This is a genomic window from Kitasatospora sp. NPDC008115, assembly GCF_042957205.1.
Classification (GTDB): Bacteria; Actinomycetota; Actinomycetes; order Streptomycetales; family Streptomycetaceae; genus Kitasatospora.
The window spans coordinates 75,653-92,999 of the sequence record NZ_JBIBHU010000026.1; the positions used below are offsets into that span (position 1 = coordinate 75,653).

Sequence of the window (17,347 nt, forward strand, 5' to 3'; positions counted from 1 at the left end):
AGCAGGGCGGCGAGGCCGTTAGGGCCACCGGAGCGCCGACCCGCACAGAAACGATTCACCGGAGCAGGAAGTCAGCGACACCGACTTCCCACCCCACCCCCGAGGCCAGCCGCCGGAGCAGAAAGTCGGCCACATCGACTTTCCACTCCACCCAGCCACCAAAGCAGCCACCGGCAAAGAAAGTCAGCCGCCCGCCACACACCGCAGCCCCACCGGAGACCCAGCCAGAGCAACCGACCGCTCACAGGGCGGCCAAAGCGCCCGGAGCGTCAGCCAAGCAAGCAGGGCGATGAGGCCGTTAGGGCCACCGGAGCGCCGACCCGCACAGAAACGATCCACCGGAGCAGGAAGTCGGCCACATCGACTTTCCACTCCACCCAGCCGCCAAAGCAGCCACCGGCAAAGAAAGTCAGCCGCCCGCCACACACCGCAGCCCACCGGCGGCCCAGCCAGGGCAGCCGACCGCTCACAGGGCGGCCAAAGCGCCCGGAGCGTCAGCCGAGCAAGCAGGGCGGCGAGGTCATTGGGGCCACCAGAGTGCCGACCCGCGCAGAAACGATTCTTCAGTGTGGGAAGTCGGCGACACCGACTTCCCATCCCACCCCACCCCGCCCCCGAGGCCGGCCGCCGGAGTGGAAAGTCGGCCACGTCGACTTTCCACTCCACAGTGGCCAGGGCAGCCGGGGGCTCACGGGATGGTCAAGGGGCCCGGGCCGACGAGGTGGCCGGGGCCGGCGGGTTGGTCGCAGGGCCTCTGGTGGGCGAGGCGGCCAGGGGCGGTGGTGCCGGGGATACCGGAGTGGGAAGTCGGCATCGCCGACTTCCCACTCCGGCGTTGGTGGGGAACCGGTGGGGTGGGGTGGAGTGTCTTCAGGGGTGTCGGACGGGTGGAGGGAGTTCGGGTGGGGGCGGGACGGGAGTTGTTGGCGGCGGCCGGGGTGCTGTTTCCGGACGGGCGGGGGCGGGTGCTGGTGGTGCGGTTGCCGTACGACCGCAAGCATCCGGTGGCGGTGCCGGGCGGGGGCTGGGATCCGCAGGACGGGTCGCCGCGGCGGACGGCGGTGCGCGAGATCGAGGAGGAGTTGGGGTTCACGCCCCGGCTCGGGGCGCTCGCCTGCCTGGACTGGGCGGTGGGCCACCACCGCCCGCCGATCGCCGCCCACCTGTACTGGGCCGAGCCGCTGACGCCCGCGCAGGCTGCGGCGTTCACGCCGGACCGTACCGAGGTGGGCGGCTGGGCCTGGCTGACGCCCGAGCAGGCGGGCCGCGCGCTGCCGCCCCGGCTCTCCCGCCGGGTGACGGCCTGTCTGCGGGCGCCCCGCGCGGCCGCGCCGCTGGAGCTGGAGGACGGTCTGCCGGTCGGGCACTCGCTCGACCGCCTGACGCCCGGTCCGGCCCCCGCGTACACGGGCGCGGCGGGCCTCGCCGAGCTGTCCGCGCACTGGCCGGAGGAGACAACGCCCGCCCCGCCGTTGCTGGACCGGGACTCCTACATCGCGAGCCGCCCGCGGGTCCGGGCCAAGGCCCGCGTGGTGTTCACGGACCGGGCCGGCCGCGTCCTGCTGGTGCGGCAGCGGCCGTGGGACCTGCCGGGCGGTGACGTGCCGTACTGGACGCTGCCGGGCGGCGGTGTCGAGGCGGACCGGGAGTTCCCCCGGGCGGCGGCCCGCCGGGAGGTCCGCGAGGAGCTGGGCTGGTCCTGCGAGCCGGGGCGGCTGCTGGCGCTGGACTGGCTGCCCGGCCGGGCGGCGGACCCGGCGGCGCCCCGGGAGAACGCCGTGCTGGTGTACCTGTACGACGGCGGCACGGTGGCGGACGCGCGCTTCCCGTCGATCGTGCTGCCCGAGGAGGAGCTCGTCGAGTGGCGGCTCTGCGACCCGGCGCAGGCGCGGACGCTGCTGACGCCCGCGGCGTGGGCCCGGACGGCGGCCGCGCTGGCGGCGCGGAACCGGCCGGGCGGCCCGGCCGAGCTGGTCGCCGGGCACCCGGCCGGCTGAACGGGCCCGAGCCGGCGGACGGGACGGGCGGTGGGACAGGCGGTGGGACAGGCGGTGGGACAGGCGGCGTCCCGCCGGTCCACACTGTCCGCATGCAGAACACGCAGCACACGACGCACCCCGGGGACGGCCTGGACGCCGCCCTGACCGGCCGCCGGGTGACCGCGGTCGTCGGCGGCGACCGGCTCGACCTGGTGCTCGACGGGCCGGTGACCGTCCGGGTGGCGCAGGAGTTCCGCTTCACCGGAGCGACGGGCGTCTCGGTCTTCTTCCCCGCGCTGACCCTCCGCCCCACCAGACCACTGCTCGGTCTGGTCGGGCGGACGGTCGTCTCCGCCCGGGTCACCCCGGCCGGGGGCCTGGAGCTGGTCCTCACCGGCGAGGGCGGCGGGACGCTGTCCGTCCCGCCGCACGCGCTGCTGGCGCCGTGGCGCGTGGTCACGCCGGACGGCACGCTCTGCGCGGGGCTCCCCGGCGGCGTGGTCGACCGGTCCCCGCAGGGGTCCGGGGAACCGGACTCGGCCGGAGCCGTCAGACCTCCAGGTCGGCCTCGATCCTGGTGAGCTGGTGCCGGGCCATCGCCAGGTTGGCCCGGCCCTTGTCCAGCGCCAGGTAGAGGAACAGGCCCTTGCCGCTGCGGCTGGTGAGCGGGCGGATCAGGTGGTACTGGCTGCTGAGGGTGATCAGGATGTCCTCGATCCCGTCGCTGAGGCCCAGCATGTCCATGGTGCGCATCTTGGCCCGCACCACGTCGGTGTTCCCGGCGGCGGCCACGTTGAGGTCGAGGCCGCCGGGGCCGTCGAGGGTCGCCAGCGCCATGCCGCTGTTGTAGTCGACCAGGGCCGCGCCGATGGCGCCCTCGATCACGGTCATGGCCTGCTTGAGCGCGCCTGCGGCGTCGGTCATCTCGGTGTCTCCCGTTCCTGGGTGGGTGGTTGGTGATGGGTGGTAGCGGAAAGGCGGGGTGCGGCGGCCGGGCGCGTCAGAGCTCCCGGGCGTCCTTGGGCAGCAGCGCGTCGTTCAGCAGTGCGGCGATGCGCTGGGCGGAGCGGCGGGCCTCCAGGTGCAGGCGGCCGACGTTGGCGTCCGGGTGCGCGAGCAGGGTGAGCACGCAGCTGCCGCCGGCCGCGTAGGTGGCGACGTAGCCGTGCTCGCCGCGGACCAGCGACTCCCGGAACTCGCCCTGGCCGGTGCTGTCGGCGAGCCGTTGCGCCAGGCTGAGCGAGGCGGCGGTCATCGCCGCCAGGCCGGAGGGCTCGGTCCCGTGGGTGTCGTGGGCGACCAGCAGGCCGTCGACACTGGCCACCAGACCGCCCGCGAGGTGCGGCATCCGGTGCTTGATGGCGCGGAGTTCGGCCAGCAGCTCGGTCTCCAAGGCGATCAGTTGTCTCCTTCCGACACGCTGCTTGAGCGCCCGCCTCATGGCCGTGAGGGCGGGGTCGCGGGCGGAGAGTGGTTCAAAGTCGGGCCTCCAGAAGGGTTCGGACCCGGATCAGCAGCGCGGTGTCCGGATCGGTGTGGTGGGCGGGGCGGTGGCGGGATCCGGCCCGCGCCGCCCGCCGGTGAGGGCGGCGAGCGCCGCACCGGGCACCCGGCGGTGCAGTCCGCCGGGGGCGCGCGGGGCCGGCACCCGGTCCGTCCCCGGCGCCCCCACCGCGACCCCGGCGTCGGAACCGGCACCGCCCCCGTCGTCGGAGCCGGCCAGCAGGCCGGCGGCGGCGAGCCGGCGGACGTCCGCCGTGGTCGCGAACGCGGAGCGGCCGAGCAGCCGGGCCAGCTCCGCCGGGGTTCTCCGGCCGTCCGCGTGGTCGAGCAGATCGCACTGGCGCCGGGTCGGCGGGCGGAGCCGGCGGGCGTGGCGGCCGGGGGCGGTGACGGCCGGCGGGGCGGCGGACCGGCAGAGCGGCGCGGTGTCGAACTGCGCCGAGGGCCAGATCCGGTCCAGCAGGCGCTGCCGCCGCTCGGCCTCCCGGCGCAGCCGGTGGGCGCCGACCGCGGCCACCGGGCCGAGCCAGTGCCGCACACCGGGCGCGAAGGTCCAACGCGGCGGAGCGGCAAGGGCGTTGTCGGGGGCGTCGAGCAGGAAGCAGGCGGCGTCGTAGAGCGCGCCGAGGTGGCAGAGTTCGAGCTCGCCGCGGGTCAGCCTGCCCTGTTCGACCAGCGCCTCGCCGACCCGGGCGTGCGGGCCGAACCGGTGCACGGCCTCCCGCCAGGTCTCGGGGGCGAGCCGGCCGCAGGCGGTGAGCAGGGTGGCGAGGTCGGGGGCCCGGTCGGACTCGGCGTGGGCGACCAGGCCGTCGACGAGGTAGACGGTCCCGGCCGGGCCGCGCAGGGCGCCGGTGGCGCGTTCACCGGCGAGCCGTTCGACGGCCGCGGCGGGGGTCCAGCCGGCCCCGTCCGATGGCCGGAACCCGACGGCGGCGCGCGCCGCCTCCGCGCCGCGGCAGTCCGGTCCGGGGTTCGCGTCGTGGTTCGTCATCCGAGCACCAGTTCCTCGGCGATCGCCTGGAGGCGGAACCGGGCGACGGCGAGGTTGCCCTCGGCGCGGTCGAGCCAGAGGTGCAGGACGAGTCGGCTGTCGAAGACGGTATCGATGAAGCAAAGCAGGTGGTAACTGCGCCCGGCGGTCAGGATGATGTCCTGCAGCGGTACCGCGCCGTCCTCCGCCGCAGTGAAGGTCGCTCCCTCAACGGCCGCCCGCACCAGGTCCGTTGCCTCCGCGGCCGTGGTGTCGTGGTCGCCGGTCGGACTGACCCCGACGCTGCCCAGGGCGAGCCCGCTGCTCCAGTCGATCAGACTGGCGGCGCGGGCCCCGGCGATCGCCATCGCCCGGGACAGGCACTCGTCGATACCCGGCACTCGGGCTCCTTCGGAGGGTTCGGGGAGGAAACGGCGCGGCGGGACACGACCGCCGGGCACCGGCCGGACCGCCACGAGCCGTGGCGGGTTCGACACGGAAGGCTACTGATGGAATCCATGCAAGGAACATTCCGATGGCATATTCACACAACAATAATGGGTTTTCAGCCATCCTTTGACGGACCGTCAGACCGTCTCCGGCGCCATCACCGCTGCCCGCACACCCGTGCGCGGCACGAACGAACGATCCACCTGGGGCGCCACCTTGGCCGGTTGTCGGCGAACCCGACGAACGCCGGACCGCGCATGCGATAGAACCGACGGGTCCCGCGCCCCCGGCAGCCCCGGCGGCAACAGCAGACCCCGGCAACAACGGCGACGGCGACGGCAACAACAACGGCAAGGGCCGGGAAACGACGAAGCGGCCGCCCCCGCAGGGGAACGGCCGCTTCCGATGGAGCGCCAGGCCCGGGTTGCACGGACTCTCCCTACTGAAAGTAGGACGTGCTCTGGTAGCACCGCTGACGCCTGGTCGAACCGGTCCCGATCCCCGCTCCGCGAAGATCGTTCCCTTTCGACGAGATAAACAGTAGCAGGCCATCACGCCTGGTCAGAAATCCGCTCCCCGACCCCCGGCCCGCCACCGGCGGCCAGCAGCGCGCGGTAGCCGGCGATCAGCGCCGCGAGCCCGACCTCGAAGGCCTGGTCGGCCCGGTGCCGCCCGGCCGGGACGGCGGCCAGCGCGTCGGCCAGCCGCGGGGTGGCGGCCCGGTCGACGGCGTCGACCATGACGGCGGGCGCGACGAGGTCCAGCGCCGAGCCGAGGATGAAGCTCTCCAGCGCGGTGATCACGCCCATCACCTCCTCCCGGGCGAAGCCCGCCGCCTCCAAGGTGGCGACGGCCCGCTCGTACACCTCGTGCATGAACGGTTCGGCGAGCGGCGCGGTGGCCAGCAGCCGGATGATGCCGGGGTGTTCGGCGAAGGCCTCGCGGTAGGCGCGGGCCCAGCCGTGCAGCGCCTCGTCCCACGGCCGGTCCCAGAGCGAGCGCTCGCCGATCGCCCGGACGAGCTCGGCGCGCATCAGGGCGACGATCTCGGCGCGGCCGGTGACGTGGTGGTAGAGCGCCGAGGGGCTGACCTTGAGCGCGCCGGCGAGGGCCGGGATGGTCAGGTCGCCGGCCTCGTCGACCAGCCGCAGCGCGGTCTGCACGATGCGCTGCCGGTCCAGCAGGGGTGTGCGCGGCCTCGCCATGGGGTTCCCGTCCTTCTCGACGTTTCGCGATGTCACCGGCGGCGCGGCGCGACGCGGCCCTACGATCATCGCGCAAGATCATCGTGATGAAAACGTAATCGAATGACTTTCAATAAAACCCTTCCGCGCCCCGCCCGGCCGCGCCTACGGTTACCGAATCCCATTCAGTTAACCAGGTCACACCAGACCGCACCGGGAGAGGACGCACCCGTATGCGCGCCGACACGATCTTCACCGGCGGCCGGATCCACACCGGCGACCCGGCCCGCCCCGTCACCGACGCCCTCGCCGTCACCGCCGGGCGGATCACCGCCCTCGGCGTGGCGGCCCACGCGCTGCGCGACGAGCGGACCGAGACCGTCGACCTGGCCGGCGGCGCCCTGCTGCCGTCCTGGGGCGACGGCCACGTCCACCCGCTGATCGGCGGGCTCGGCCTGCGCGGCGTCCCGGTCCGGGACTGCACCAGCCTGGACGAGGTGGTCGAGGCCGTCCGGGTCTGGGCCGAGGCGCACCCCGAGGCCGAGTGGATCACCGGCGACGCCTTCGACCCCTGGCTCGCCGAGGGCGGCCTGTTCGACGCCGCGCTGCTGGACGCGGCCGTCCCCGACCGGCCGGTGCTGCTGCGCACCATGGACCACCACACCGGCTGGGCCAACAGCGAGGCGCTGCACCGGGCCGGGTACACCGCCGACACGCCCCAGCCGGCGCACGGCGAGATCGTCCGCCGCGCCGACGGCAGCCCGCTCGGCACCCTGCGCGAGTTCGGCGCGCTCAACCCGGTGCTCGCCCTCGTCCCGCTGCCCGACCTCGCCGAGCAGGTCGACGCGCTGCACGCGACGGCCCGGGTGCTCGCCTCCGCCGGGGTGACCTGGGTCCAGGACGCCTGGGTGGAGCCCCACCAGGTCGACACCTGGCTCGCCGCCGTCGCCGACGGCCGGGACCTCGCCGTACGGGCCAACCTCGCGCTGCTGCTGGAGCCGGACGCCTGGCGTGGGCAACTCCCCCGGCTCGCCGCCGACCGCGAGCGGGTCGAGGCCGCCGGGCGCGGCCAGGTCACCGCGCGGGCCGTCAAGTTCTTCGCCGACGGCGTCCTGGAGTCCGGCACCGCCGCGCTGCTGGAGCCCTACAGCGACTGCCCGCACTCGCACGGCGCCGCCAACTGGAGCGGCGCGGAGCTGGCCGACGCCGTCACCGCCGTCGACGCGCTCGGCTTCCAGCCGCACATCCACGCCATCGGCGACCACGGCGTGCGGATCGCCCTGGACGCGATCGAGGCCGCCGCGCGCCGCAACGGTCCGCGCGCCCGCCGTCCGGTGATCGCCCACGTCCAGCTGGTCGACCCGGCCGACCTGCCGCGGTTCGCCGAGCTCGGTGTGATCGCCAACTTCGAGCCGCTCTGGGCGCAGCCGGACCCGCTGATGACCGAGCTGACGCTGCCCAGGATCGGCCCCGAGCGCGGCGCCCGGCAGTACCAGATCGCCGCCCTGCTGCGCGACGGCGCGCGGGTCTCGTTCGGCAGCGACTGGCCGGTCACCCGCTACGAGCCGCTGGCCGGGCTGGCCACCGCCGTGACCCGGCAGACGCCCGAGGGCCTGCCGGAGGGCGGCTGGCTGCCGCAGGAGCGGATCGGCCTCGGCCAGGCGCTCGCCGCCTACTCGGCGGGCGTGGCGCACCAGGCGTTCGAAGAGGACGCCTGGGGGGTGCTGCGGGTCGGCCTGCGGGCGGACCTGGTGCAGCTGGCCGCCGACCCGTACGCCGTCCCGGCGGGCGAGCTGGCCGGGGTCGCCGTACTCGGCACCTGGCTGGGCGGCCGCCGCACGCACTGAGCGCCCCCACCGGCAGTGCGCGCCCCGGGCGCGCGCCAGGGCCGCCCGCGCCCCCACCCGGGCGGCCTCCTCTACCCTCGACCGCACGACCCCAGGAGAGCTCCCCCATGCACCTGCCCTCCGACACGACCGCCCGCGCGGCCGCGCCCGCGCCCGCGCCGACGGCAGCGACGGCACCGGCCCCCGGGCTGGAACGCGGTGTCCTCGGCACCGGCGACATCGTCTTCTTCGTCGTGGCCGCCGCCGCGCCGCTCACCGTGATGGCCGGCGTCGCCCCGTTCGCCATCGCCTTCGGCGGCATCGGCGCCCCGGCCGCCTACCTGGCCACCGGCCTGGTGCTGGCCCTGTTCGCGGTCGGCTTCACCACCATGACCGCGCACGTCCGCAACGCCGGCGCGTTCTACGCCTACGTCACCCGGGGCCTCGGCCGGCCCGCCGGGCTCGGTGCCGCGCTGCTCGCGGTGCTGTCGTACAACGCGATCCAGATCGGCATGTTCGGCGCCTTCGGCTACTTCGCCAAGGAGACCGCCGCCGACCTGCTCGGCGTGGACCTGCCCTGGCCGCTCTGGGCGCTGTCGGGGGTCGCGGCGGTCTGGTTCCTGGGCTACCGCTCGATAAACCTCGGCGCCAAGGTGCTCGGCGCGCTGCTGATCGCCGAGACCGGCATCCTGCTGGTGCTCGCCGTCGCGATCCTGGCCAGGGGCGGGGCGCACGGCCTCTCGCTCGGCTCGTTCGCGCCCGGGAACATGGTCACCGGCGGCATGGGCGGCGTGCTCGGCCTGTCGTTCGCCGCGTTCGTGGGCTTCGAGGCGACCGCGATCTACCGGGAGGAGGCCCGGACGCCGCACCGCACGGTGCCCAGGGCCACGTACGCGGCGATCGCCTTCCTCGGGCTGTTCTACACCTTCATCACCTGGACGATCGTGCAGGCCTTCGGCGACTCCGGGGCGGTGGCCGCGGCGACCGACGACCCGGCCGGGATGTTCTTCACCGCGATGACGGACTACGTCGGCGGCTGGGCGACGGACCTCCAGCGCGTCCTGATCGTCACCAGCCTGCTGGCCGCGCTGCTCGCCTTCCACAACACCATCACCCGCTACGGCCACGCGCTGGCCACCGAGGGCGCCGCACCGGCCGCGCTCGGGCGGATCCACCCCCGGCACCGCTCGCCGTGGATCGGCGGCATCGCCCAGAGCCTGCTGGCGGCGGGCGCCGTCGTGGTCGCCGCGCTGATCGGCGCGGACCCGTACAACCAGTTCTTCCTCTGGGTGAACTCCCCCGGCGTGGTGGGCATCCTGCTGCTCCAGGCGCTGGCCGGGCTCGCCGTGTACGCGTTCTTCCGGCGCGAGCGGGCGGCGGCGGCGAGCGCGGGCCGGCTGCGCACGGTGGTCGCCCCGCTGCTCTCCACGGCGCTGCTGTGCGGCGCGACCGGGCTGGTGGTCTGGCGCCTGGACCTGTTCACGGCTGCCGGACCCGAGGTCAACTGGCCGCTGGTGTCGGTGGTTCCGGTGGTGTTCCTGACCGGGGTCGGCCTCGCCCTGCGGCTGCGCTCGCGCCGCCCGGAGGTGTACGCCCGGCTCGGCCGCACGGACACCGAGGGTGAGCCGGACACCCGCTGAGACCCCGCCGGCGCCGGCCGGGCACCCGTCCGGGCGGGGGCACCCGGTCGGCGTACGATCGAAGTGCGGCGGCCACCACCCGCGGGCCCCTCGACCAGGGGCCCCGGTCCGGTGGCCGGCGCCCCCGGACGCTCCCCGGCCGCCTGCGGCGGCACCCGGCGCCGCACCCGGTCGAAGGCCGCGGAGGACCCGACACAGGGAAGAGCGGACCATGGCACTCTCCACCACTCCGACGGCCGGCCCCGACCGGACCGGCTCCCACACCTACGAGACGATTCCCGTGGGCGAGGGCCCGCACAGCGTCGTCGCGAGCAGCGACGGCCGGCGGGTCTACGTCACCAACTTCCTCGACGGGACGGTCACCGCCGTCGACACCCCGGCGAACACCGTCGCGACGACCTTCCCGGTCGCCGTCGGCCCGTACGGGGTGGCCCTGGACCCGCCCGGTGAGCGGCTGTACGTCGCCGAGCAGTCCTCCGACGTGGTCAAGGTGTTCGACACCGCCACCGGGGGCGGGATCACCAGCACCGGCATGGGCGCCCGCCCGTACGGCCTGGTCGTCACGGTCCACCCCGAGCAGTTACTGATCGCCAACGCCATCGACGACCAGGTGATGGTCTCCGACCTGCTCACCAAGAGCCACGGCACCCTGACCGGCATCGACTTCCCGGTCGGCCTCGCCGCGGATCCCAGCGGCAACCGCTTCTACGTGAGCAACTACTTCGCGAACACGGTCACGGTGTACGACGCGACCGAGGTCATCGAGGTGGAGGGGCCGACGCCGGCCGAGCCGCTCGAGGTGTTCCCGGTCGACCGGGGGCCGTACGGGCTGGCCGTCGGGCCGCACGACTCGATGCTGTACGTGGCCCACTTCCCGTTCGACAAGCTCTCCGTGATCGACGTCCACAGCGGCGCCGTCACCCGCACCGTCGCGGTGCCGGGCGGTCCGCGCGGCGTCGCGGTCAGTCCGGACGGCGACCGCCTCTATGTCACCGCCTTCTTCGAACGGTCGCTGGTGGTCGTCCCGCTCTGAGCACACCCTGTTCGGACACCTGTTCGATTCTCGGCGTAGGCTGGGGCCATGAGCACCGCCTCCGCCGTCCACCTCCAGCCGTCGCTGTTCGACGACCCCGGGCCGACCGGACCCGCCCTCGGGCCGCTCACGGGCGTGCGCCGCGAGGTGCTGGGGTCCGGCGCCTGGGTGGACCTGCTGCCCGGCTGGCTGCACGGGGCCGACCGGCTGTTCGAACAGCTGGCCGCCGAGGTCCCCTGGCGGGCCGAACGGCGCGAGATGTACGAGCGCACGGTGAACGTCCCCCGGCTGCTCGCCTCCTACCGGGAGGACGACCCGCCGCCGCACCCGGTGCTCGGCGAGGCCCGCACGGCGCTGAGCCGGTACTACGCGCGCGAGCTGCGCGAGCCGTTCCGCACCCTGGGGCTCTGCTACTACCGGGACGGCCGGGACAGCGTGGCCTGGCACGGCGACCGGATCGGGCGCGGCGCGCGCGAGGACACCATGGTGGCGATCCTCTCCGTCGGCGAGCCCCGGGCGCTGCTGCTGCGCCCGCGGAGCGGCGGCGGCCCGGTGCTGCGGCACCGGCTCGGGCACGGCGACCTGCTGGTGATGGGCGGCTCCTGCCAGCGCACCTGGGAGCACGCGGTGCCGAAGACCGCCCGGCCGACGGGCCCCCGGATCAGCATCCAGTTCCGGCCGCTCGGCGTCTCCTGACGGCGGCGCGGCCTCTCCTGAGGGCGGCGCAACGTCTCCTGACGGCGATGCGGGGTCTCCCGACGGCGGCGCGCGCACCCGCCCGTGCGCTTGCGCTTGCCGGCCGCGCGCCCCGGGCGGACGCTGGCCGGGGAAGCGGGCGGGGCGAGGAGGGCCGCGGCATGCCGAAGGCGGGCAGGTACCACGAGGGCGTCCCCTGCTGGGTCGAGCTGGGCGCGGTGAACCTCGGACGGGCCCGGCGCTTCTACGGCGGCCTGTTCGACTGGGAGTTCGTCGACCTGCCCGGCTGGACCGTCGCCACGCTGCGCGGCGCCCAGGTCGCGGGCCTCATCGCCCGGACGGCGAGCCCGGGGGCGCTCCCGGGCGCGGCGCAGTCCTGGACGACGTACCTGGCCGTGGCCGACGCCGAGCGGACGGCCGAGGCGGTCCGGGAGGCCGGCGGGCGGGTGCTGCGCGAGCCCTACGAGGTACCGCCCGAGCAGGGCTGGGCGGCGCTCGCGGCCGACCCGGCCGGCGCGGTGTTCGGCCTGCGGCAGGGCCTGCTCTGGCAGGGCGCGGGCCTGGTCGACGAGCCGGCCGCGTTCAGCTGGAGCGAGCAGCACTCCCCCGCCCCGGACACCGCCCGGGCCTTCTACCGGCGGGTCTTCGGCTACGAGTACGGCCGCGGGAGCGACGGCGCCACCCTGTTCCGGGTCGACGGGCAGCCGGCCGGCGGCATCGCCCGGCACCCCGAGGCCGGCTGGTCGGTCCACTTCGGCACCGCCGACACCGACCTCGCGGTCGAGCGGGTGCGCGAGCTCGGCGGCACCGTACTGGCCGGGCCGCAGCCCACCCCGTTCGGACGGCGGGCGGTGGTCCGCGACGACGGCGGCGCGGAGTTCACCCTGGTCGGCCTCCCGTCGGCGGAGCGGACACTGGCCGCCTGAGCGCCTCCCGCAGCCGGGCGACGTCCTCGGCGTCCTTCGCCCGGCGCGGACGGCGCGGGTCCCAGACCGGCATCATCCGCTTGATCTCGATCTGCGCCCGCGGCGCCACGATCGGGCAGACCAGCCCGCCGAGCCGTCCCGGCGGCCCGTCCAGCAGCCCGTCCGGCCAGGCCGTTCCCGCCCAGGGGCCGCCGGCCACCAGCACGCGGCCGTCGGGGGTCGGGTCGACCAGCGCGAAGCTCGACTCCAGGCCGTCCTTGGCGAAGTCGAGCTGCTGTTCCGGCGGACCGCCCGCGAGCGGCCGGTACCCGAGGCCGCGCAGCCCGGCGGCGAGCGCGGCGGCGTCGGCGGCCGGGGCGAACCAGTCGACGTCCTCGTGGTCGCGGGTCTGCTCGCCGAGGAAGAAGTCCATCGCCCAGCCGCCGCGCAGCCAGACGAACGCGCCGAGACGGCGGGCGAGGCCCACCGTCTCGGCGATCTGCGCGAGTTGCCCGTCGGCACGCTTCCGGTCCATGGACCCCACCTCCACGGTTCCGGACGCTATACCCGCCGCAGCCCCTCCGTCGCGGGGATTCGCGTCAAGGTCCGGGTCTCAGTCCTTGACCGCGCCGGCCAGCCCGGAGACCAGCTTGCGCTGCACCGCGATGAAGAAGATCAGCACCGGTACGGTCATCAGCGTGGAGGCGGCCATGATGCCGCCCCAGTCGTTCTCGTCCGGCTTGAAGAACACCAGCAGGGCCGAGGGGAGGGTCTGGTTCTCGGTCGCGCTGATGATGAAGGTCTTGGCGAAGACGAAGTCGTTCCACGCCGCGATGAAGGAGAACACGCTGGTCGCGGCCAGCCCGGGGGCGACCAGCGGCAGCAGGATCGTCCACAGGATGCGGGTCCGGCTGGCGCCGTCGATCTGCGCCGCCTCCTCGATCGACACCGGCACGGCGGCGACGAAGCCCCGCATCATCCAGATCCCGAAGGGCAGCGAGAAGGCCAGCTGCACCAGCACCAGCGAGGCCAGGGTGTTGAGCCCGATGCCCGGCGCGTACTGGCCCGCGTCGCGGAACATGAAGAACAGCGGGATGGTCAGCGCCTCGACCGGGATCATCTGGGCGATCAGGAACATCACCATGATGGTGGTGCGGAAGCGGAACTTGAACCTGGTCACCGCGACCGCCGCGAGGAAGACCACCAGCGCGGAGAGCACCACCACCGACAGCGCGATCACCAGGCTGTTGACGAAGTACCGGCCGAAGCCGTCCACGCTGAGCACCTGGCGGAAGCTCTCCAGCGTCGGGTGCGCCGTCCACGGGCGCGGGTTGAGCGACTGCACCTCGCCCTTCGGCTTGAAGGCCGAGAGCACCATCCAGAAGATCGGGAAGGCGGTGACGACGGCCACCAGGAGCGCGATCGTGTTGGCGCTCAGGCGCCAGCGGCTACGGGCGTTCACAGTTCGTTCCCCGTCCTGCGCAGCGAGCGGATGTAGAGGACGGTCGGGATCACCAGGATCAGCAGCATGATCACACCGATGGCCGCGCCGAGCCCGTACTGGGAGGAGGCGAAGGCCTTCTGGTAGGCGTAGACGTTGAGGACCAGGTTCTGGCCGGCGATGCCGCCGCCCTCGGTCATCACGTAGATCTGGGTGAAGACCTTGAAGTCCCAGATGACCGACTGGATCACCACGATGGTCAGGATCGGGCGGAGCATCGGGGCGGTGATCCGGCGGAAGGTGCTCCAGGTCCCGGCGCCGTCCAGCGCCGCCGCCTCCAGGATCTCGGTCGGGATCGCCTTGATGCCCGCGTACAGCGTCACCATGACGAACGGGAAGGAGTGCCAGACCACGACGGCGCCGACGATGAGGAACGCCGTCCACTTGTCGTAGAACCAGTTGAACTCGTGGAAGCCGTCCAGGCCGATGCCCACCAGGGTCTTGTTGACCAGGCCGAGGTTGGTGTCGAACAGGAAGCTCCACACCGTCGAGCCGGTCATCGCCGGGGCCGCCCAGGCCGCCATCGCGGCGGTGGTCAGCACCAGCCGGGGCACCCGGCCCACCCTGGTCAGCAGCACCGCGAGGGTGGCGCCGACGGCCAGGGTGGCGACCACGCAGAACGCGGCGAAGCCGATCGTCTGCAGCAGCACCGACCAGAACTGCCCGTCGCTCAGGATCTTCTGGTAGTTGCCGAAGCCGACGAAGCTGGTCGGTACACCGCCGGAGGCCTGCGCCTGCCCGAAGTCCAGCACGGACAGCAGGCCGAGCTGGTAGATCGGGTAGGCGACCAGCGGGATCATGATGACCGCCGCCGGCAGCAGGAGCAGCAGCGGGGTTCGGCGTCGGCCGCGCGGGGGCGCGGCCGACGCCCTGCCCCGGCGCCACCCGCTCGGGGAAGGCGGCGCCGCCGGGGCGGTCGTGGTGGGTGCGGACACGTACGGGACCTGCTCTCTGGATGCCCGGTGGGCCCGGGTCCGGTGGCGTGGACCCACCGGACCCGGGATCAGCCGGCCTGGGCTGTCGGCCTGGGCGCTCGGACGGCCCTGGCTCAGTGGGCGGCGAAGGCCGAGGTGATCTGGGTGGCGGCGTCGCCCGAGGCCTTGGCCACGTCCGCCTTGCCGGTGACGATCTGCTGGAGCATCGTCGGGATGACGGACTGCGCGTCGATCTGCGCCCACGCCTGGTCCAGCGGGACGAACTTGGTGCCGGCCGCGATGGTGTCGGTGAACGGCTTCAGGAAGGCGTCCTTCGCGGCGACCTTGGCGTTGACCGACTTCAGGGTCGGCAGGTTGCCCATGGCGTCGTACATCTGCTCCTGGTACACCGGGCTCGCCAGCAGCTCGGCGAACTCCACGGCCAGGGTGCGGTGCTTGGCCGCCTTCATCACGCCGAGGTTGTTGCCGCCGGCGAACGCCGGGGCGATCGATCCGGCCTTCTCGCCGGGCAGCGGCACGACCGCGTACTTGCCCTTGGCCGCGCCGGCGTCCACCTTGCTGCGGCTGGAGTTCGGCAGGATCGCCATCGCCGACTTGCCGGCCGCGAACAGGTCGACGGTCTTGCCGCCGGTGAGGTCGGCGCACTGCTGGACCGGGCAGCCGTTCTCGTTGAAGAGGTCGGTGTAGCGCTTGATGCCGGCCTGCGAGGCGGGCGAGTTGATCGCCGCCTTGAACTTGTCGCCCTCCTTGGCGGCGATGTCGCCGCCCGCGTCCCAGACGAAGGGCAGCGCGCCGAAGGTGTACTTGCCGCCGATCGCGATGCCGAAGGTGTCCGGGTGCGCGGCGTGGATCTTCTCGGTGGCGGCGACCAGGTCGGCGTAGGAGGCCGGCGCGGCCAGGCCGGCCTCGGTGAACAGGTCGGTGCGGTAGTAGAGCGCGCGCACGCCGACCCACCACGGCAGACCGTAGGTCTTGCCGTCGAGCACGGCGGTCGAGGCGATCGCCGGGTCGAGGTCGCCCTTGTCCTTCCACTTGTCGAGGTCGGCGCCGATGTCGGCGAGGCCGCCCGCGGCGACGTAGCCGGGCAGGTCGGTGTTGCCGAACTCGACGAGGTCCGGGGCGCTGTTCGGGTCGTTGAACGCGCCCTTCATCTTGGCTGCACGGGCCGAGGCGTCGGTGTCGATGTAGCTGACGTTGACGGTGACGCCCTGGTGGGAGGCCTGGAACTCGGCGACCGCCTTGCTGATCACCGCCTCCTTGGCGGCGTTGCCGGCCTCGTTGTACAGCCAGACCTGCAGCGTGCCGGTCTTGTCGTCCGCGGCCTTCTCGCCGGCCGGTACGGCGGTACCGGGCGAACAGGCGACGGCGGCCGTGAGGCAGGTGGCGGCGAGAACGGCGGCCGCGGTGGTCCGTCTGGCGATGCGCATGGGTGTGGAGCCTCCCCTCCCGACAGCTGCCGCCGAGACGTACGCCGCTGGGGACGGGCACGTCGAAGCAGGCCCTGACCGGGGCCGGTGTGATGGGTGCGTGCGTGAACGCGTGAATGTGGGGGTGGTGCTGTACGCGGGTACGGCAGAGCGACCGCTCGGGTGGGCTGCGTCGCCTGCTCGATGCCAGGGACGTTAGGCGCGGGCGCTCACGCCCAACAAGAGTCGGTTCGCGAAGTTTTGCACTGCACAACGCTGTATCGAAAAAGCAGCGACCGGGTCCGGAAGGGGTACGGTTCGACAACCGCTGCCGTCCGGCGGCGGAACGAGAGGGGAACGGGATCGATGACGGAGCAGGCGGCCGGCCCGGCCACCACCGCGAAGCCGAAAAAGGCGGCGGGCGAGCGCAACCAGTCCTCCTCGCTGCGCCGGGCGCTGTCCGTCCTCGGCTACGTCCGCGACCACGGCGACGGGCGCGGCGTCCCGCTCGCGCAGCTCGCCGAGGCCCTCGACCTCAACAAGTCCACCGTGCTGCGGCTCACCGGCCCGCTGCTGGACGAGCACCTGCTCGACCGCGACCGGGAGACCGGCTGGTTCCGGCTCGGCCACGGCTCGCTCCGCCTCGGCCAGGCCTACCTCTCCACCCTCGACCTGCGCAGCGTCGCCGCCGAGCACCTGCGCCGCCTCCAGCGCGAGGCCGGCGAGACCGTCCACCTCACCGTCTGGCAGGCGCCCGGCATCGTCTACCTGGACAAGGTCGAGGACGAGACCAACGTCCGGATGGCCTCCCGGGTCGGCAGCCGGGCCCCCGCCTACTGCACCGCGACCGGCAAGGCGATCCTCGCCTGGCTCCCCGACGAGGCGGTCGCCGAGGTCGTCGCCGCCGGCCTGCGCCCGGTCACCACCTGGACCATCTCCGACGAGACCCACCTGCGCGCCGACCTCGCCCGCATCCGGGCCCGCGGCTACTCCATCGACGACCGCGAGAACGAGCCCGAGGTCCGCTGCGTCGCCGCCCCGATCTTCGACCACACCGGCGAGGTCACCGCGGCCCTCTCGGTCTCCGGCCTCACCTCCCGGATGACCGCCGCCCGCGTCCGCGCCCTCGGCCCCGTCGTCGCCCAGGTCGGCCTGCGCATCTCCCGCGAACTCGGCTCCGACCGCCCGGTGGCATGACACGCGGAAGGGCCCGGCACCTGAACCAACAGGTGCCGGGCCCTTCCGGCTTGGAGCGCCAGGCCCGGGTCGCACGGACTCTCCCCACTGAAAGTGGGACGTGCTCTGGTAGCACCACT

At 73.9% G+C, this 17,347-nt stretch carries 17 protein-coding genes; 8 read left to right on the forward strand and 9 right to left on the reverse strand.

What is annotated here, in order from left to right; genetic code table 11:
* Nucleotides 1-902 precede the first annotated feature (902 nt).
* The gene (locus ACFZBX_RS28515) at nt 903-1,997 is read left to right on the forward strand and encodes an NUDIX domain-containing protein (RefSeq protein ID WP_391536668.1); all 1,095 of its coding nucleotides are present in this window, start codon (nt 903-905) and stop codon (nt 1,995-1,997) included.
* A 92-nt stretch (nt 1,998-2,089) separates the two neighbouring features.
* Nucleotides 2,090-2,560: a DUF6188 family protein gene (locus ACFZBX_RS28520; protein ID WP_391536669.1), complete on the forward strand. Its 471-nt coding sequence runs from the start codon at nt 2,090-2,092 to the stop codon at nt 2,558-2,560.
* Here the strand turns inward: ACFZBX_RS28520 and ACFZBX_RS28525 are convergent.
* From ACFZBX_RS28525 to ACFZBX_RS28545, 5 genes are all read right to left on the reverse strand, one after another.
* A complete protein-coding gene (locus ACFZBX_RS28525; protein ID WP_344331468.1) occupies nt 2,529-2,903 on the reverse strand; it encodes a hypothetical protein in 375 nt (124 codons plus the stop codon). The two genes, ACFZBX_RS28520 and ACFZBX_RS28525, sit on opposite strands and share 32 nt — an antisense overlap.
* Nucleotides 2,904-2,979: 76 nt before the next feature.
* A complete protein-coding gene (locus ACFZBX_RS28530) occupies nt 2,980-3,372 on the reverse strand; it encodes a roadblock/LC7 domain-containing protein (RefSeq protein WP_391536670.1) in 393 nt (130 codons plus the stop codon).
* Nucleotides 3,373-3,489: 117 nt separating this feature from the next.
* Nucleotides 3,490-4,476, reverse strand: a complete 987-nt coding sequence (locus ACFZBX_RS28535) for a transcriptional regulator (protein ID WP_391536671.1) — start codon at nt 4,474-4,476, stop codon at nt 3,490-3,492.
* Nucleotides 4,473-4,856, reverse strand: a complete 384-nt coding sequence (locus ACFZBX_RS28540; protein WP_391536672.1) for a hypothetical protein — start codon at nt 4,854-4,856, stop codon at nt 4,473-4,475. Before ACFZBX_RS28540 ends, ACFZBX_RS28535 begins: the two co-directional genes overlap by 4 nt.
* Nucleotides 4,857-5,456: 600 nt before the next feature.
* Entirely contained in the window at nt 5,457-6,110 is a 654-nt protein-coding gene (locus ACFZBX_RS28545) for a TetR/AcrR family transcriptional regulator C-terminal domain-containing protein (RefSeq protein WP_391536673.1), read from the reverse strand.
* Between the two features lie 212 nt (nt 6,111-6,322).
* Between ACFZBX_RS28545 and ACFZBX_RS28550 the strand changes: the two genes are divergently transcribed.
* The 5 genes from ACFZBX_RS28550 to ACFZBX_RS28570 all read left to right on the forward strand — a co-directional run bounded on the left by ACFZBX_RS28550 (nt 6,323) and on the right by ACFZBX_RS28570 (nt 12,210).
* Nucleotides 6,323-7,936 (forward strand): amidohydrolase, encoded by a 1,614-nt coding sequence (locus ACFZBX_RS28550; RefSeq protein WP_391536674.1) that lies wholly within the window; start codon nt 6,323-6,325, stop codon nt 7,934-7,936.
* Nucleotides 7,937-8,043: 107 nt separating this feature from the next.
* Nucleotides 8,044-9,555 (forward strand): APC family permease, encoded by a 1,512-nt coding sequence (locus ACFZBX_RS28555; protein WP_391536675.1) that lies wholly within the window; start codon nt 8,044-8,046, stop codon nt 9,553-9,555.
* Between the two features lie 211 nt (nt 9,556-9,766).
* Nucleotides 9,767-10,588, forward strand: a complete 822-nt coding sequence (locus ACFZBX_RS28560; RefSeq protein WP_391536676.1) for an SMP-30/gluconolactonase/LRE family protein — start codon at nt 9,767-9,769, stop codon at nt 10,586-10,588.
* Between the two features lie 48 nt (nt 10,589-10,636).
* Complete coding sequence (locus tag ACFZBX_RS28565; protein ID WP_391536677.1) at nt 10,637-11,284, forward strand: alpha-ketoglutarate-dependent dioxygenase AlkB; 648 nt, start codon at nt 10,637-10,639, stop codon at nt 11,282-11,284.
* Between the two features lie 161 nt (nt 11,285-11,445).
* Complete coding sequence (locus ACFZBX_RS28570) at nt 11,446-12,210, forward strand: VOC family protein (RefSeq protein ID WP_391536678.1); 765 nt, start codon at nt 11,446-11,448, stop codon at nt 12,208-12,210.
* Here ACFZBX_RS28570 and ACFZBX_RS28575 read toward each other — a convergent pair.
* The 4 genes from ACFZBX_RS28575 to ACFZBX_RS28590 all read right to left on the reverse strand — a co-directional run bounded on the left by ACFZBX_RS28575 (nt 12,164) and on the right by ACFZBX_RS28590 (nt 16,052).
* A complete protein-coding gene (locus tag ACFZBX_RS28575; RefSeq protein WP_391536679.1) occupies nt 12,164-12,724 on the reverse strand; it encodes a nucleotidyltransferase domain-containing protein in 561 nt (186 codons plus the stop codon). The two genes, ACFZBX_RS28570 and ACFZBX_RS28575, sit on opposite strands and share 47 nt — an antisense overlap.
* Before the next feature lie 78 nt (nt 12,725-12,802).
* Nucleotides 12,803-13,651 (reverse strand): carbohydrate ABC transporter permease, encoded by an 849-nt coding sequence (locus tag ACFZBX_RS28580; RefSeq protein WP_391536680.1) that lies wholly within the window; start codon nt 13,649-13,651, stop codon nt 12,803-12,805.
* On the reverse strand, nt 13,648-14,625 hold the full coding sequence (locus ACFZBX_RS28585) for a carbohydrate ABC transporter permease (RefSeq protein ID WP_391536681.1): 978 nt from the start codon (nt 14,623-14,625) through the stop codon (nt 13,648-13,650). The genes ACFZBX_RS28580 and ACFZBX_RS28585 overlap by 4 nt, the downstream gene beginning before the upstream one ends.
* A 113-nt stretch (nt 14,626-14,738) precedes the next feature.
* Nucleotides 14,739-16,052, reverse strand: a complete 1,314-nt coding sequence (locus ACFZBX_RS28590; protein WP_391536682.1) for an extracellular solute-binding protein — start codon at nt 16,050-16,052, stop codon at nt 14,739-14,741.
* A gap of 345 nt (nt 16,053-16,397) precedes the next feature.
* Between ACFZBX_RS28590 and ACFZBX_RS28595 the strand changes: the two genes are divergently transcribed.
* Complete coding sequence (locus tag ACFZBX_RS28595; RefSeq protein WP_380764509.1) at nt 16,398-17,228, forward strand: IclR family transcriptional regulator; 831 nt, start codon at nt 16,398-16,400, stop codon at nt 17,226-17,228.
* The last annotated feature ends 119 nt before the right edge of the window (nt 17,229-17,347 follow it).

Bases quoted from the DNA above. Each gene is read 5' to 3' on its own strand.
- ACFZBX_RS28520 (WP_391536669.1), top strand. From the start codon at position 2,090: ATGCAGAACACGCAGCACACGACGCACCCCGGGGACGGCCTGGACGCC.
- ACFZBX_RS28525 (WP_344331468.1), bottom strand. From the start codon at position 2,903: ATGACCGACGCCGCAGGCGCGCTCAAGCAGGCCATGACCGTGATCGAG.
- ACFZBX_RS28535 (WP_391536671.1), bottom strand. From the start codon at position 4,476: ATGACGAACCACGACGCGAACCCCGGACCGGACTGCCGCGGCGCGGAG.
- ACFZBX_RS28545 (WP_391536673.1), bottom strand. From the start codon at position 6,110: ATGGCGAGGCCGCGCACACCCCTGCTGGACCGGCAGCGCATCGTGCAG.
- ACFZBX_RS28550 (WP_391536674.1), top strand. From the start codon at position 6,323: ATGCGCGCCGACACGATCTTCACCGGCGGCCGGATCCACACCGGCGAC.
- ACFZBX_RS28555 (WP_391536675.1), top strand. From the start codon at position 8,044: ATGCACCTGCCCTCCGACACGACCGCCCGCGCGGCCGCGCCCGCGCCC.
- ACFZBX_RS28560 (WP_391536676.1), top strand. From the start codon at position 9,767: ATGGCACTCTCCACCACTCCGACGGCCGGCCCCGACCGGACCGGCTCC.
- ACFZBX_RS28565 (WP_391536677.1), top strand. From the start codon at position 10,637: ATGAGCACCGCCTCCGCCGTCCACCTCCAGCCGTCGCTGTTCGACGAC.
- ACFZBX_RS28570 (WP_391536678.1), top strand. From the start codon at position 11,446: ATGCCGAAGGCGGGCAGGTACCACGAGGGCGTCCCCTGCTGGGTCGAG.
- ACFZBX_RS28575 (WP_391536679.1), bottom strand. From the start codon at position 12,724: ATGGACCGGAAGCGTGCCGACGGGCAACTCGCGCAGATCGCCGAGACG.
- ACFZBX_RS28590 (WP_391536682.1), bottom strand. From the start codon at position 16,052: ATGCGCATCGCCAGACGGACCACCGCGGCCGCCGTTCTCGCCGCCACC.
- ACFZBX_RS28595 (WP_380764509.1), top strand. From the start codon at position 16,398: ATGACGGAGCAGGCGGCCGGCCCGGCCACCACCGCGAAGCCGAAAAAG.